This window comes from Serratia sp. LS-1 (assembly GCF_003719595.1).
Lineage (GTDB): Bacteria > Pseudomonadota > Gammaproteobacteria > Enterobacterales > Enterobacteriaceae > Serratia > Serratia ureilytica.
The window spans coordinates 5034521-5049568 of record NZ_CP033504.1 but is presented as its reverse complement, the minus strand read 5'-3'; the positions used below and the strand labels follow the sequence as shown (position 1 = coordinate 5049568).

The 15048-nt window shown below is 62.5% G+C and carries 12 protein-coding genes and 1 pseudogene; 5 read left to right on the top strand and 8 right to left on the bottom strand.

What is annotated here, in order from left to right:
• Window positions 1-90: 90 nt before the first annotated feature.
• Entirely contained in the window at window positions 91-1020 is a 930-nt protein-coding gene (locus EDY99_RS24040) for a LysR family transcriptional regulator (RefSeq protein WP_033651382.1), read from the bottom strand.
• A gap of 135 nt (window positions 1021-1155) precedes the next feature.
• Here EDY99_RS24040 and EDY99_RS24035 point away from each other — a divergent pair, with 135 nt between their 5' ends.
• The 4 genes from EDY99_RS24035 (at window position 1156) to EDY99_RS24020 (ending at window position 6629) form a co-directional block, all read left to right on the top strand.
• Window positions 1156-2496 (top strand): aspartate aminotransferase family protein, encoded by a 1341-nt coding sequence (locus EDY99_RS24035; RefSeq protein WP_033641748.1) that lies wholly within the window; start codon window positions 1156-1158, stop codon window positions 2494-2496.
• Between the two features lie 10 nt (window positions 2497-2506).
• Window positions 2507-4015, top strand: a complete 1509-nt coding sequence (locus EDY99_RS24030) for a CoA-acylating methylmalonate-semialdehyde dehydrogenase (protein ID WP_123062137.1) — start codon at window positions 2507-2509, stop codon at window positions 4013-4015.
• Window positions 4016-4140: 125 nt separating this feature from the next.
• The gene (locus EDY99_RS24025) at window positions 4141-5517 is read left to right on the top strand and encodes an APC family permease (protein ID WP_033641746.1); all 1377 of its coding nucleotides are present in this window, start codon (window positions 4141-4143) and stop codon (window positions 5515-5517) included.
• 2 nt (window positions 5518-5519) lie between these two features.
• Window positions 5520-6629 (top strand): P1 family peptidase, encoded by a 1110-nt coding sequence (locus EDY99_RS24020; protein ID WP_047025158.1) that lies wholly within the window; start codon window positions 5520-5522, stop codon window positions 6627-6629.
• A 34-nt stretch (window positions 6630-6663) separates the two neighbouring features.
• Here the strand turns inward: EDY99_RS24020 and EDY99_RS24015 are convergent, their stop codons facing one another.
• Genes EDY99_RS24015 through EDY99_RS23995 form a run of 5 tightly spaced genes read right to left on the bottom strand, consistent with a single transcriptional unit; the run spans window position 6664 to window position 12042 of the window.
• Window positions 6664-7914: a phospholipase D-like domain-containing protein gene (locus EDY99_RS24015; RefSeq protein WP_123062136.1), complete on the bottom strand. Its 1251-nt coding sequence runs from the start codon at window positions 7912-7914 to the stop codon at window positions 6664-6666.
• Window positions 7907-8557: a MotA/TolQ/ExbB proton channel family protein gene (locus EDY99_RS24010; RefSeq protein WP_123062135.1), complete on the bottom strand. Its 651-nt coding sequence runs from the start codon at window positions 8555-8557 to the stop codon at window positions 7907-7909. The genes EDY99_RS24015 and EDY99_RS24010 overlap by 8 nt, the downstream gene beginning before the upstream one ends.
• Before the next feature lie 46 nt (window positions 8558-8603).
• Window positions 8604-10847, bottom strand: coding sequence for a TonB-dependent receptor (locus EDY99_RS24005; RefSeq protein ID WP_122016547.1), 2244 nt, complete (start codon window positions 10845-10847; stop codon window positions 8604-8606).
• Window positions 10848-10886: 39 nt separating this feature from the next.
• Entirely contained in the window at window positions 10887-11633 is a 747-nt protein-coding gene (locus tag EDY99_RS24000; protein WP_069100369.1) for an energy transducer TonB, read from the bottom strand.
• 1 nt (window position 11634) lies between these two features.
• Window positions 11635-12042 carry a biopolymer transporter ExbD gene (locus tag EDY99_RS23995; RefSeq protein WP_021504179.1) on the bottom strand — a complete coding sequence of 136 codons (408 nt, stop codon included), beginning with the start codon at window positions 12040-12042 and terminating at the stop codon, window positions 11635-11637.
• 492 nt (window positions 12043-12534) lie between these two features.
• On the opposite strand from EDY99_RS23995, the gene EDY99_RS23990 reads away from it, so the two are divergent.
• On the top strand, window positions 12535-12837 hold the full coding sequence (locus EDY99_RS23990) for a hypothetical protein (protein ID WP_004933246.1): 303 nt from the start codon (window positions 12535-12537) through the stop codon (window positions 12835-12837).
• A gap of 175 nt (window positions 12838-13012) precedes the next feature.
• Here the strand turns inward: EDY99_RS23990 and EDY99_RS23985 are convergent.
• Together EDY99_RS23985 and EDY99_RS23980 are read right to left on the bottom strand one after the other, a co-directional pair.
• Window positions 13013-13930, bottom strand: a pseudogene (locus tag EDY99_RS23985) (L,D-transpeptidase family protein); the annotation flags it as partial.
• A gap of 232 nt (window positions 13931-14162) precedes the next feature.
• Window positions 14163-15038 carry a helix-turn-helix domain-containing protein gene (locus EDY99_RS23980; RefSeq protein WP_033641740.1) on the bottom strand — a complete coding sequence of 292 codons (876 nt, stop codon included), beginning with the start codon at window positions 15036-15038 and terminating at the stop codon, window positions 14163-14165.
• Window positions 15039-15048: the final 10 nt, after the last annotated feature.

Genomic DNA, 15048 nt, shown 5'->3' with positions numbered 1-15048 from the left:
ATCATCGGCTGGATCTTCGCCGGCATCGCGGTCGGCATCCTGGTCGGCGCGCTGATCAGAATCTTCGGCAAGAAGAAAGAGCAGTAAGCGTCACGCTGTTCCGTGGGCCGCCAGCAGGCACTCATGGAACAGCTTCACCACCCGTTGCGGCACCGGCGAGCGGCGCAGCACGCTGGAGTACTCGCAGTGATAGCGGAACAGCGCCGGTTTGATCGCCCGCATCAGGTTCTGCGCCACAAAAAACGCCGCGTAGTGATCCGGCAAAAAGCCGACGTATTTGCCGGACAGGATCAGCGTGGCGATCGACTCTTGCGCGAACCCCGTCGCCTTGCGATGCAAATGTTGCTGCAGGCTCAGTTCCATATTCGGCGAATGGTAGCCCAATCCGGCGAAAGCATAATTGTGCAGCAGATCCCAATTTAATGTTTCATGGCGGGCGGAAAATAATTCATGCTGCGCGCCGCAATATAAGAACATCCTCTCACTGAATAACGAATGATAAGATAAACTTTCCGCGCTGCGGTGCATGGGAATAACGCCAACCTGAAATTGCCCGTCAATAACGCCACGTTCAATGGTATTAATCGGCTCCACGTACATTTGCAAAGAAACCTCCGGCGCGCGCTCGCTGAATAACGCGATGGCCCGGCCGATCTGCGCCTGCGGATTGCTGACCGTATGGTCGAATATCGCCACGTGCAGCTGCCCGCCCATGCGCTGGTGCACCTCGTCCACCCCGCGCCGGAACGCCTCGGTGGCCGCCAGCAGGTTGACGGTTTCCTGGTAGATAATCAGCCCCTCGTCGGTGACCGCAAAGCCCTCGCGCCCGCGCTGGCACAGCGTCAGGCCCAGCCGCTGCTCCAGATCCTTGATGTGCTTGCTGATGGTCGACAGGCTGATATTCAGCTCCAGTTCGGCGGCGCTCATGCCGCCGCAGTCGACCACGGCCTTGAATACCCGCAGCAAACGCAGATCCATATCCGACAATTGTCCCAGCAACGCGCGCTTTTTTACTTGCATAAAACCTTAAGTAAGTTTCGACATATGATTATTCACAGTAGAGAACAAGCGGTACATAGTCAATTTCGTACAACAATTCGTTAACAACTCATTTTATTTAATTAATCGCACTTATTTTCCTGCCCGGAGGAAAACATGGCCGCTGAAAATTATTCGCTTAATCGTCTCGATGCCGAAGGGTTAGAAGCCCATTGGATGCCTTTTACCGGCAACCGCAATTTTAAAGCGCAGCCGCGCATCATTACTCAGGCCGCAGGGGCGTATTACACCAGCCACGACGGCAGAAAGATTTTCGACGGCCTGTCCGGATTGTGGTGCTGCGGATTGGGGCACGGCCGGCAGGAAATCACCGACGCCGCCCAGCGCCAGTTGGCGACGCTGGATTACTCGCCGGCGTTTCAGTTCGGCCACCCGCTGTCGTTCGAGCTGGCCAACAAAATCAAGGCGCTGACGCCGGCGGGGCTGGATTACGTGTTCTTCACCGGCTCCGGCTCGGAAGCGGCGGACACCTCGCTGAAAATGGCGCGCGCTTACTGGCGCGCCAAAGGCCAGGCGGGCAAAACCTGCTTTATCGGCCGGGAAAAGGGCTACCACGGCGTTAACTTCGGCGGCATCTCGGTCGGCGGCATCGCCGGCAACCGCAAGGCGTTCGGCGCCGGCGCCGAGGCGGACCATCTGCCGCACACCCTGCTGGCCGGCAACGCCTTTTCGCGCGGCATGCCGCAACAGGGGGCGGAGCTGGCGGAAGAGCTCAACCGCATCATCGCGCTGCGCGACGCCTCGACGATCGCCGCGGTGATCGTCGAACCGTTCTCCGGCTCCGCCGGGGTGATCGTGCCGCCGGTCGGCTATCTGCAGCGCCTGCGCGAGATCTGTACCCAGCATGACATTCTGCTGATCTTCGACGAAGTGATCACCGCCTTCGGCCGCTGCGGCGCGATGACCGGCGCCGAGGCGTTCGGCGTCACGCCGGACATCATGAACATCGCCAAACAGGTGACCAACGGCGCGCAGCCGATGGGCGCCGTGGTGGTGCGGCCGGAGATCTACCAAACCTTCATGAACGGCGGCGAGCCGGACTACCAGCTCGAATTCCCGCACGGTTACACCTACTCCGCCCATCCGGTCAGCTGCGCGGTGGCGCTGGCGACGCTGGACATCCTGCAGCGCGAACAGATGGTGGAGCGCGTACAGGCGCTGGCGCCCTACTTCGAGCGCGCGGTGCACAGCCTGCAGGGGGCCAAACACGTCGCCGACATTCGCAATATCGGCCTGGCGGCCGGCATCACGCTGGCGGCGCGGCCCGGCGAACCGGCGCGGCGGCCCTTCGAAGCGGCGATGCGCTGCTGGGAAAGCGGGTTTTACGTGCGCTACGGCGGCGACACCCTGCAACTGGCGCCGCCATTCATCAGCAGCGAAGCGCAGATCGATGCGCTGATCAACGCCGTCGGCGATGCCCTCAACGCTACCGAATAAGGAGCGAACCATGACCATTACCCATTGGATCAACGGCGAACCCGCCGCCGGCGGCGAACGCAGCCAGCCGGTTTACGACCCGGCCACCGGCCAATCGGCGCAGGAGGTGCTGCTGGCCGATCGCGCCACGGTGGAGCGCGCCATCGCCGCCGCCGAGCAGGCTTACCCCGCCTGGCGCGACACGCCGCCGCTGAAGCGCGCGCGCATCATGATGAAGCTCAAGGATCTGCTGGAGCAGCACGCCGACGCCATCTGCCAACTGATCACCGCCGAGCACGGCAAAGTGCTCAGCGACGCCCTGGGCGAACTGCAGCGCGGCATCGAGAATATCGAATACGCCGGCTATGTGCCGGAATTGCTGAAAGGCGAACACAGCAAAGAGGCGGGCCCGGGCATCGACAGCTGGAGCGAGTTTCAACCGCTCGGGGTGGTGGCGGGCATCACCCCGTTCAACTTCCCGGCGATGGTGCCGCTGTGGATGTGGCCGATGGCGGTCGCCTGCGGCAATACTTTCGTGCTGAAACCTTCCGAGCGCGTCCCTTCCGCCGCGCTGTATATCGCGCGGCTGGCGGCGGAGGCCGGGCTGCCGCCGGGGGTGCTCAACGTGGTCAACGGCGATCGCGAAGCGGTGGAGACGCTGCTGCATGACGGACGCGTGAAGGCGATAAGCTTCGTCGGTTCGACGCCGGTGGCGGAGCACATCTATCACACCGGCTGCGCGCAGAACAAACGGGTGCAGGCGCTGGGCGGCGCCAAAAACCACGCGGTGGTGCTGCCGGACGCCGATATCCCCGGCGCGGTCGGCGCGCTGATGGGCGCGGCGTTCGGCTCCTGCGGCCAGCGCTGCATGGCCATCCCGCTGGTGGTCGCGGTGGGCGACGGCACCGCCGACGCGCTGATCGCCGGGCTGCGGCAACAGATGGCCGCCATGCGCGTCGGCCCCGGCAGCGACAACCGCAACGACATGGGGCCGCTGGTGACTCAACAGCATTATCAGAAGGTGAAAGGCTATATCGATCAGGGCGTGGCCGAAGGCGCCGAGCTGCTGGTGGACGGCCGCGAACTGCGCGTGACGGACGCCGACGGCCGCCCCAGCCAGGGGTATTTCCTCGGCCCGACGCTGTTCGACCGCGTGACGCCCGGCATGCGCATCTATCAGGAGGAGATCTTCGGCCCGGTGCTCGGCGTGGTGCGCGCGGCGTCGCTGCAGGAGGCGATGGCCTTGATCGACGCCCACGAATACGGCAACGGCACCTGTCTGTTTACCCGTGACGGTGAAGCGGCGCGCCACTTCTCCAGCCGCATTCAGGTCGGCATGGTGGGGATCAACGTGGCGCTGCCGGTGCCGGTGGCCTACCACTCGTTCGGCGGCTGGAAGCGCTCGCTGTTCGGCGATCTGCACGCCTACGGCCCGGACGCGGTCAGGTTCTACACCAAACGCAAGACCATTACCCAGCGCTGGCCGGCCTCCGGTGATGCCCGCCGCGCCAGCTTCAGCTTCCCGTCGGGGCAGGGGTAACACATAAGAACAATAAACTTCCGGGGAGCAACGCTCCCCGGCATTTAGCGCGCTCCATTTGATTTCTGCGTACAGCCTGTGCAGCAAAACAATTACTCACTCACACGTTAATGGAGTCGTTAACCATGAAAGAGTCCGCCCCTGAACACACTTTCAAAGGCAATCTCAGCGTCCTCGACGTGGTGATGATCACCGCTTCCGGCGTAACGCCGGCCAGCTCGATCTTCGTCATCGCGCCGCTGGCGATCGCCAGCGCCGGCAGCGGCGCCTTTCTGTCGTTTCTGATCGCCGCCTGCGTCGCCGCCACCATCGCGCTGTGCTATGCCGAGCTCGGCGCCGCGCACCCCAGCGCCGGCGGCGAATACAGCATCATCAAACGCCTGTTCGGCACCCTGTGCGGGTTGCAGACCTATCTGTTTATTCTCAGCGCCGCGCTGTTCGTGCCGGCGGTGCTGGCCACCGGCGCCGTGCCCTATCTGAATACCGCGCTGGGCACCTCATTCGACGCCTCCACCGCCGGCATGATCACCGTGCTGATCGGCGGCGCCTGCGCCATTTTCAACATCAAGGCCAACGCCCTGCTGACCGGCGCCTTTCTGGTGGTGGAAGTGGCGGTGCTGGCGCTGATCGCCTGGCTCGGTTTCAGCCATCCGCATCAAAGCGCGGAGATCCTCACCGCGCCGGTGATGCTGGACGCGCAGGGCAGCCTGGCGCCGGTTTCGCTGCCGCTGATCGTCGCCATGGTCGGGGTCGCGCTGTTCTCCTACAACGGCTACGGCGCGGCGGTGTACATGGCGGAAGATATGCGCGAGCAGGGCAAACCGATGGCGGTCGCGATCATGCTGACGCTGGTCATCGTGGTGCTGGTGGAACTGGTGCCGTTCACCGCCCTGCTGATCGGCTCGCCGTCGCTGGCGGAGATGGCCAAACAGGCCGATCCGGTCGGTTATGTGGTCACCCAGCTCGGCGGCCCGACGCTGGCGCGGGTGGTGAGCGGCGCGATCTACCTGTCGGTATTCAACGCCATCATCGCCATCGTGGCGCAGTTCAGCCGCATGATGTTCGCCAGCGGGCGCGACGGCTTCTGGCTGCCGACGTTCAACCGCGCGCTGAAAATCATCCACCCGCGCTTCGGCACCCCCTGGATCGCCACCCTGCTGTTCGGCGTTCCCTCGGCGCTGCTGGCGTTTTGCTCCGACCTCGAATCGCTGACCTCATTCACCGTGATCCTGCTGCTGCTGGTGTACATCATCATGGCGGTGGCGGCGCTGATCAGCCGCCGTCGACGCCACTTCCATCACCCGTACCTGATGCCGCTGTGGCCGCTGCCGGTGGCGGCGGCGCTGCTGTGCTGCCTGTACGTGCTGTGGACGATTTTGATCGCCAGCAGCCTGAAAGACTTTATTATCATTGCCGGCATCATCGGCTTCGGGCTGGCGCTGAACCACTTGCGCGGCCGCCAGACGGCGCCCCTCGCCACCCCCTCAATAGAAGGAGAATAACCATGACGCAGCGCGCTCAGGATCTGGGCATCACCATCGGCCAGGGCACGCCCGGCCCGCTGAACGCCATCACCGACGTGCCCGGCGTGCGCGTCGGCCATGCCAGCCTTCATGCCGATTTGGCGGACGGGCGCAGCGTGCGCACCGGCGTGACGGTGATCGAACCGCGCCCCGGCTCCGCTCGCCACGCGCCCTGCTTCGCCGGCGTGCACGTGCTGAACGGCAACGGCGACGCCACCGGCCTGGAATGGGTGCGAGAAGCGGGCCTGTTGACCAGCCCGATCGCTTTCACCAACACCCACAGCGTGGGGGTAGTGCGCGATGCGCTGATCGCGCTGGAGCGTGAAACGCTGCCCGCGAGCGACAACGCGGTGTACTGGAATATGCCGGTGGTGATGGAAACCTTCGATGGCCTGCTCAACGACATCAACGGCTTTCACGTCAAGGCCGAGCACGTACGCCAGGCGCAGCAGGCGGCCCGAGGCGGCTTGCCGCAGGAAGGCGCGGTCGGCGGCGGCAGCGGCATGATCTGTCATGAGTTCAAGGGCGGCAGCGGCACCGCATCGCGCCGCTTGCCCGCCGATCAAGGCGGCTGGACGGTGGGCGCCATCGTGCAGGCCAACCACGGCAAGCGCGAGTCGCTGCTGGTCGGCGGTTACCCGGTGGGCCGCCACCTGGGGCATATCCCCTCGCCGTTCACGCCGCAGTTGCCGCATCCCGGCATGGGCTCCATTGTGGTGGCGCTGGCGACCGACGCGCCGCTGCTGCCGCACCAGTGCGCGCGGCTGGCGCAGCGCGCCAGCATCGGCATCGCCCGCACCGGCGGCGGCACCGAGGATTCGAGCGGCGATATCTTTATCGCCTTCGCCACCGGCAACGACGGCCTGCCGCCCGCCGACTACGCCAATAAAGGCGATTTCACCACACCGCTGCGCATGGTGAACAACGACTACATTTCGGCGCTGTTCGCCGCGGCGGCGGAAGCGGTGGAAGAGGCGATCGTCAATGCGCTGCTGGCGGCCAATACCGTCAGCGGCAACGGCCATCGGGCGGAAGGATTGAGCGCCGAACAGCTGGTGACGGCGCTGGAGAAGGCCGGCTGGCGGCGGTAAACAACGCGGGGCGCGGGTTAACGCGCCCTGATTATCAGGATTCGCCGCCCGGTTTGGGCGTCGGGTAATCGTAATCCAGCTTCAACGGCTCGGCGTAGACGCTGTCCCACAGCTGTTGGTACAGCCTGTCCAACCGCCCGCTCATCGCCGTGCTGTGCAGCACCAGCTCCAGATTGCGCGAGTTGTCCAGATAGCCGCCGGTCCAGTTGCTGGTGCCCACCCAGGCAATCTCATCGTCGATGGTCATCAGCTTGCTGTGGATCACCCGGGCAAACGGGATGAAGCCGCTGCTGGCCGGCGGAATGGTCACCACCTTGATCTGCACGTTCGGCACCAGCGCCAGGCTCTTCAGCCAGGCGATATCCGGCTTTTTGGTGTTCCAGTTGGCCACCATCAGCTCGATCTGCACGCCGCGCGCCGCCGCGCTGCGCAGCGCGTTGTCGATCACCGCGTAGAAGGGGCGGCTGCGCTCCGGGCCAAACGACAGCGGCGCATAGTCCATCACCTGCACCCGCACCCGCCGTTTGGCGTCGGCCAGCAGACGCGGCAGCTCGGCCTGCGAATCGAGCACGCCCGCCGGGTTGTAGGCGCGCGGGCTGGCCACCAGATAGTTGCCCTGCGGCTGCGCCGTCGGCGGCGAATCGGGCAGCGTCGGCACCGGCTTATCCTGCGCCAGCAGCGCCTGCGCCCGCCAGTCCTGTTCGAAGATCACCTGGATCTGCCCTACCACCCTGGCGTCGCTGATGCGCAGCCCGGTTTCGTGAATGTGTTCCAGCGCGCGCCAGTCGAAGTTCTGGCTGCCGACGAACGCCTGCTCGCCGTCCACCAGCAGATACTTGGCATGCAGAATGCCGCCGCTCAGCTTCTGGTATGGGATGATGCGCAGCTCCAGATTGGGGATCGCCTTCAGCCGTTCCAGCGTCTCGGCGGTGGAGAGGCGAATGCCCTTCTCTTCCAGCAAAAAGCGGATTTTTACCCCGCGCTCACCGGCCGCCTTCAGGTGCTGCAGCACGCCGTCCAGCAGCGAACCGTCCTGATTCGCCACGTAGAACTGCCCCAGATCGATGCGGGTTTTCGCCGCGTCGAACATCTCGCGCCATACCTCGGCGGTGTTGCGCAGGTCGTCGGCCTGCAGCGCGGTTTCCACCGGTGCGGTGTACACCAGCTCGTAACCGGGAATAGCAAAACGCGCCGCAGCGCTCTGGCTCAACATCAACAAACAACCGCTCCACAATGCCGTATAAAGGCGGCCTCTCGGCCGCCGTACTGGATGGCCATTAGGCATAGCGCGGCGCTCCGCTGTCAACCCATTGTTCGCCGCTGCCGCTTTCCGGACGGCTCGCCGGTTGACCGGCGCGGATCAGCAGCACCTTCAGCAGTTCGTTGATGCGCTCCATACGGCTCTGCAGGAAATTGTTGGCCACCAGGCACAGCAGCGCGATGGCGATGCCCAGCCCGGTGGCGTACAGCGCGGTGCCCATGCCGGCCGACACCAGACTCGGCTCGGACACCCCCGAGGCGGCCAGCGCCTTGAAGGTTTCGATGATCCCCATCACCGTGCCCAGCAGCCCCAGCAACGGCGCGGCGGTGACCACGGTTTCCAGCAGCCACAGGCCGCGCGCCATCGGCGGCTTGCTCAGCAGATACTGGGCGTCGATCAGATCGCCGATCGTTTCACGATCGCCGGCGCGGTGCTTCTGCGCCAATACCGGCGCGATCACCGCCATCGGCAGGCTGTTGCGCTGCGTCAGCGCGTCGGGCAGATCGGCGGCGCGGCGCACGTCCGGCGTCAGCGCCTGCTCCAGCCGGCGCGCCTGACGCTGGGTGTAGGCGAAGTACAGCGTGCGTTCGATGATGATCACCAGCGCGATCGCCAGCGCGGCGTACATCACGTAGAAAATAATGTCGTGCAACAGATTGGCGTCCATACAGGGTTCCTCTTCCCCGCCGCCGGGCAGACGGCGGGGCATTCAGTTAAAAGGTGGCTTCCAGCGAGACGCTGAAGGTGCGTTCTTCGCCGACGTTGTAATACGGGGTGCTGGCCTTCACGCCGCCGTAGGGCGCCGCGTTGAAGGTGGTGGTGCGCACCGAGGTCAGGTATTCCTTGTCAAACAGGTTGCTGATGCCAAAACGCAGCGCGGCGCTTTTGACGATTTTCTTGTCCACCGGCAGATGCACCCCCGCCGCCAGATCGAACACCGTGCGCCCGCCGATCTTCTCGTCGTTGGTCAGATCGCCATAGAACGCGCTGACGTACTTGCCGCTGACGCTGCCGTAGTACAGGCCGTCGTCATAACCCAGCGTCATGTTCAGCAGGTTTTTCGGCACGTTCGGCACCTCTTTGCCGGAGGTCGGCAGCGGCAACCCGCCGTTGCTGACGATGTCGCTCTTCTGCTTCGATTGGGTATAGGTATAGGAGGTGTAGTAGTTGAAGTTATGCGGCAGTTGGCCGCTCCACTCCAGCTCCAGCCCTTTGTTCTCCACGTTGCCGATGTTCATCATCTCGTAGTCGCCGGCCGCGTTGGTGGTGGAGATCTGGCGATCGCTGTAGCGCATGTAGAACAGCGTGGCGCTCAGCAGCATGTCTTCCTGTTGGAAGCGCCAGCCCAGCTCGTGGTTCCAGCTCAGCTCCGGCTTGGTGCTGAGCGAATCGCCGACGTTGTACAGCACATAGTTCGGCGGCGTGCGCATGTTGCGCGTCAGGTTGTAGAACACCTGGTTTTCCTGGTTCACCTTATAGCTGGCGCTGAAGTTCGGCAGGAATTCATGATAGGTGGCTTTGCGTTTCTCCGGCGCGTTGTACAGGCTGCCGCGATTGTCCCCTTTACGTTCCACGTACTGATAGGCCAGGCCGCCGACGAAGGTCCAATCCGGCGTGGCGAACCAGGTATCCTGCAGCCACACCTTCTGCGCCGGGGTGATGGTGTACTGGTTGCGCCCCTGAACGGTGTTGCCGTTGGCGTCCTTCACCTGATCGGAACCGCCCGGCGGCCCCCAAATCTGCGACGGGTTGCCGTCGCCCTTGATGCTGATGAACGGCTGGGTCTGCAGCTGGCGCGCGCGCTCATACCAGTAACCGATATCCAGACTGTGCTGATCGTTGATGTCCCACTTCAGCTTGGTGGTGATGCCCGGCCGCCAGGTCTGCGTCCACGACGGGCGGTAGTAGGTGTTGGATTTCAGGTTGCTGAGATCGTACTGCTCTGCCCTGTCCGACGTGCTGGACAATACCGACGCGGTTTGACCGTTGAAGCTGCCGCCGTTGCCCCAGTAGTAATACGGTTGCAGGGTCAGCGCCAGGTTGTCGCGCAGCTGCAGCTTCTGGGTGAACGACAGCGTGAAGTTCTCGAACGGGTTGCGCTCGAGCTTGTAATACTTGTTCAACTGTCCGCGGCTGTTGTACTCCGGCGTGGTGGCATAGTCGGTGTCGCGGCCGTCGTTTTGGAACTGCGCCTTGCTCAGGGTGTTGTAGTTGGTGTTGTTCTGGCGGTTGTACTTCATCACCAGATTGCTGCTGTTGCCGTTGCCGTCTTCGTACAGCGAGTTCATCTCGAACTTGTCGGAGTACAGCCGCCCCTCGCCGCGCCACTTCTTCGCCTCGGTGTGCGAATAGGAGAGCCAGTTGCTGAAGCCGTTGTACTCGCCGGTGTCCAGGCGGGCGAAGGTTTTGCTCAGGCTGTTGCTGCCCAGCGTTTGCTTGACGAAACCGCCGAAGTCTTTCGCCGGGCGGCGCGTTACCAGGCCGATGTTGCCACCGCTGGAGCCGATATGCGGGCCGTCCGCTTCGGAAGAGCCCTGGGTGACGAACACCTCTTCCAGGTTCTCCGCATCGCCCAGCAGGTTCGGGTATACCGCGTAGTTGCCGGAGTCGTTGATCGGGATGCCGTCCATCGACAGGCCGATCTGATCCGAGTTCATGCCGCGCATGGTGTAGTCCACGCCGCTCAGGCCGCTGGCGTCATTGCTGTTGACGTTGAGGCCCGGCGTGAACTTCAGCTTGTCGATGGCGTTGGCCGCCGACGGCATTTTATCCATCGCCTCTTTGGTGACGGTGGAGCGCGCCTTGGCGCTGTCGTCCTGCACCATCATGCCGCCGCCGAGCGACTGCCCCTTGACGCTGATGGTGCCGACGTCGGTGCCGTCGGCCGCCAGCGCGGCGCCCGGCAGCATCGCCGACATCACCGCCAGATAGATCCCAGAACGATTGAACGATTTCATGGTGTGCATCCCTTAAAAATCAAACGATTAACCCTTGCGCTAAGGCGCCTGATAATTGAACGTCGCGGTAAATCTTTTGGTTGTTTGCCCGGCGAACGCGTCGCTCGGGAATGGCTTCACTGAACTGATGCTTTGCAGGCTGCTCATCGCCGCGCGATTCAGCAGCATGCTGGCGGCTTTGTTGGCGATGCCGGAAGAGACCACCCGCCCGCTGCGATCGACCTCCAGCCATACCTCGACGTTGCCCTGCGGGCGCTCGAGGGAGGCCTGACGGCCGGTCGGGTAGCGCTTGCGCTGTTCCAGTTCGCGGCGCAAGGCCAGCAGATAGCCGTTTTCAATCGCCTGCGCATTCACCTTCGGCGCCGCCGGGGCGGCCGGTGCGGGTTGCGCCGCCGGTTTACTGACCAGCGCGCGCGGCGCGGCGGGCGCCGGCGTCGGTTTAGGCTTTTCCACCGGTTTGGCTTTCTCTTTCACCGGCTTGGGTTTGGGCTTCGGTTGCGGTTTCGGCACCGGCTTGGCTTCCACGATCGGTTCCGGCGCCGGCACCACCGGTTCGGGGATCGGCTCCGGCTCGGGCGGCGGCGGTTCGGGCTGGGGGTCCGGCGGCATTTGCGGTTGAGGTTCAGGCGCCGGTTCAGGCTCCACCAGCGCCAGTTCGATGGCGGTTTCGTCGTAGCGCGGCTGGATCTTCAGCGCCGCCTGCTGGCTGACGAACAGCAGGCAGCCGGCGACAATCAGCGCCGGCAACCAGCTGAAAAGATGACGTGAGCGATAGAGCAGATACATGTCACAGCTTCCGTGTCGCGATGGAGACGGAGAAGAAACCGCCCTGGCGCAGGTTATCCATGACCGCCACCAGCCGCTCGACCGCCACGCCTTTGTCGCTGTTGACGATGATGGTGGTGGTCTGGTTGGCCTGCTGCTGTTGCTTGAGCGTCGTGACCAACGCGTCGAGCGCGATCGGCTGGCCATCCAGCTGCAGCTGTTCGTCGGCCCCCAGCGTGATAATCGCTTTCTTCTGCGGTTTCAGCTGTTGCGCGCTGCCGGCGGACGGCAGCTGCGTTTTCAACCCGAGCGCCGGAATGACGTTCAGGCTGATCAAGACGAAAAACACCAATAAAAACATCATCACGTCGATCATCGGGATCAGTTCGATGTGCGCTTTGTTCTTTTTCGGTTCGTTCCAGTTACGCATGACACTCCCTCACAAAAGCGAAGCAGCCAATATAGGAGGGGTTTGTTTACCTTTTGTTACGCTTGTGTGATCTTATTTTCACAGTGCGAATTTTTTGCGAGAATTTTTTCAATGACTGACGACGGCAAGGGCTATATAACCCATTAATTAGCGATAGTTTTTATCGGAATAATTGCAATGTGGGCCTAACGCCGCGCGGATGACGAGACAATAAATGTGAAAATAGTGACAAGCCGCGCCAAGCGGCAGCGGTTTTGCCTCTCACCTTCCAGCGATATCTGCTATTTTTCCCAAGAACATTCCCAATCCCCCTCTTTAAAACACTCGCCAAAAATGAATGCGCCTATATTTAACCAAATAATACCCTTCATTGAATAGAATATTGCCAATCAAATATCAGCTGTTATATTTTTAAAGTGAAATAGCGCTACGGCGTTATTTTAGAATTTAATTAAACCCACTAAGTCACCCTTTTATTTATAAGGATTGTATATGAAAGTACTTAGTCAATATGAAGAACAGTACGTTAGCGGTGGCGATCTGAACGCGGCCTGGGATGGGCTGTTGGACGGCGCCATGACCGGCGCGCTGATTGCAGGCAAATCCGCAGGCGCAGGCGGCTTTATTGCCGGTGCGGTCGGCCAATTGGTCGGCACCATCATCGGCGGCGTTGCAGGCGGTGTGGGGCTGGGTCTTTATGGCCTGACGCATACGCAGCAGGAAGTGGCCGACTACGCTAAACATTTCCGCGAGACGATCGGCTCCACCTCGACCTCGGTCGGCGGCAGCCTGTAATAGAAATAAAATGGCCGCCGGCGCGGCGGCTATTTTATTTTTGACGCGCGGGGAATAAAAAAACCGTTAATCCCGGAGACGCGCCGGCGCAAATATCCTGACAGCACTTCGGTTCATAAAAAAAAGACGCCCGCAGGCGTCTTCTTGGTATTGTCACTGAAGCCCGAGGCGATCAGTTCACTTTCACCGGCATACCGGAACGAGCCTTGATCGCCGCATCCACTTCGCTCTGGTTGACGCCGGCGTCCATCAGCACTTTGCCGACCGGCGCGGAAATGGTCAGCGGCACCGGATCCTTGGATTGCAGCTGCTCTTCGTTGGCCGACAGCGGGTTGTGCACTTCCACGTAGCGCGAGCCGTCCGGTTCGACGGTGGCCTTCATCGGTTCGTTGATGAACTGCACGCGGGTGCCGACCGGCACGTTCTGGAACAGGTACTTGATGTCGTCGGCGCGCAGACGCACGCAGCCGTGGCTCACGCGCAGGCCGATGCCGAAGTTGGCGTTGGTGCCGTGAATGGCATACAGGCGGCCAACATACAGCGCATACAGCCCCATCGGGTTATCCGGGCCGGCCGGGAACACCGCAGGCAGGATCTCGCCGTCTGCCGCGTATTCGGCGCGCATTTTGGCGGTCGGCGTCCAGGTTGGGCCGTCTTTCTTGCGCTGCACGGTGGTGGTCCAGTTCAGCGGGGTGTCTTTACCCAGCTGGCCGATGCCGATCGGCAACACCACGACGGTGTTGGAACCTTTCGGGTAGTAGTACAGACGCATTTCGGCGCTGTTGATGATGATGCCTTCACGCGGCGCGTCCGGCAGGATCAGCTGTTGCGGGATGGTCAGGGTGCTGCCGGCCTTCGGCAGGAACGGATCCACGCCCGGGTTGGCCTCCAGCATGTTGCTCAGCCCCATCTGATACTGGGCGGCGAAGCTCTCCAGCGGCAGTTTGCTGTCTTCCGGTACGGTGATTTGGATATTTTCGCCCACCAAACGGCTGTCTTTTGGCGGCAGCGGGTAGACGACGGCGAAGGCAGCCTGGCTGAATGCAACCAGTGCCGTAAACAGGGTTAATAACGCGCGAATGCTCATTTTCATCTTCGTGTTGGTCAAGGCCACTGGCGATTATGGGTATTGGTTTCTACGGCCACTTTGCCCCGTTGAATTTCAGCCGGCAGCCAACGGCGCTGCGGCCTGAAAAACCAGGGGGATTTGACCGGATGCGCATTATATGTGCACATCAATCAAAGTGTGAACCATTACCGATGTAATATCGCAATTTTTTGTAACCTGACGCGCCACGAAGGCGATTTTCTGCGAGAACCGCCGCCTAACTGGCGGCGGCCAGCGCCTCCGCCCGCCGAATGGGGATCAGATATTCACAGCGGATCGCCGCGCCGCCAAGCGGGCAACTGCCCTCCTGCGCCGGGTAGAACCGCTCGATATCCTGCCCTGGCCGGCGGATGGCGTTCATCTGCGGCATGGCGGTGTCATACAGCCGGACAATAAAGTTTTGTAACCCTTCCGCCTGCCCCTGATAGGTGAAACGGGCGTATTCCCCCTGTTCGATGGTCACCCGTTCCCCCACCGCCCCTTCGTCCGGCAAAGCGGCGGTATACGCCATGCGCGGGCAGCCCCGACGCTGCCGGTCGATCTCCAGGCTGGTAAGGCCATACATCACCTCGGGCAGCGTCTGCGGCCGCAGCAGTTGCCGCCAGGCATGGCGACGCAGCTCGCATTTGGAAGCCGCCAACTGCCCCAGCGTAAAGCTGCGGCGTTGCGTGTTGCCCACCAGCTGCATGGCGGGCAGCGTCACGATATCGGCCTGCGGCAGCGGCGCTTCGGTCAGCCGCAGCGGCGGCTGCAGACCGTAGCTCGACCAATCCTGGCTGCGACGATAGCTGGCCGGCGGCAGACCAAACTGCTTGCGGAAGCAGCGGGTGAAGGTCTGCTGCGAATCGAACTGGTACGTATCGGCGATACAGGCCACGCTGGTGCCGGTCAGGCGCAGTTCGCGCGCGGCGGCGGTCAACCTTCTGCGGCGGGCGTACGTGCCGAGGATATGGCCGGTGTGCTGCTTGAACATCCGCTGCAAATGCCACTTGGAATAGCCGGACCTGGCGGCGATGTCGTCCAGCGTCAGCGGCTGATCCAGGCTCTGCTCGATCCAGGCCAGCAGCTGCTCAATCACCTGTTGCTGGTGCATGGTGTTCCCC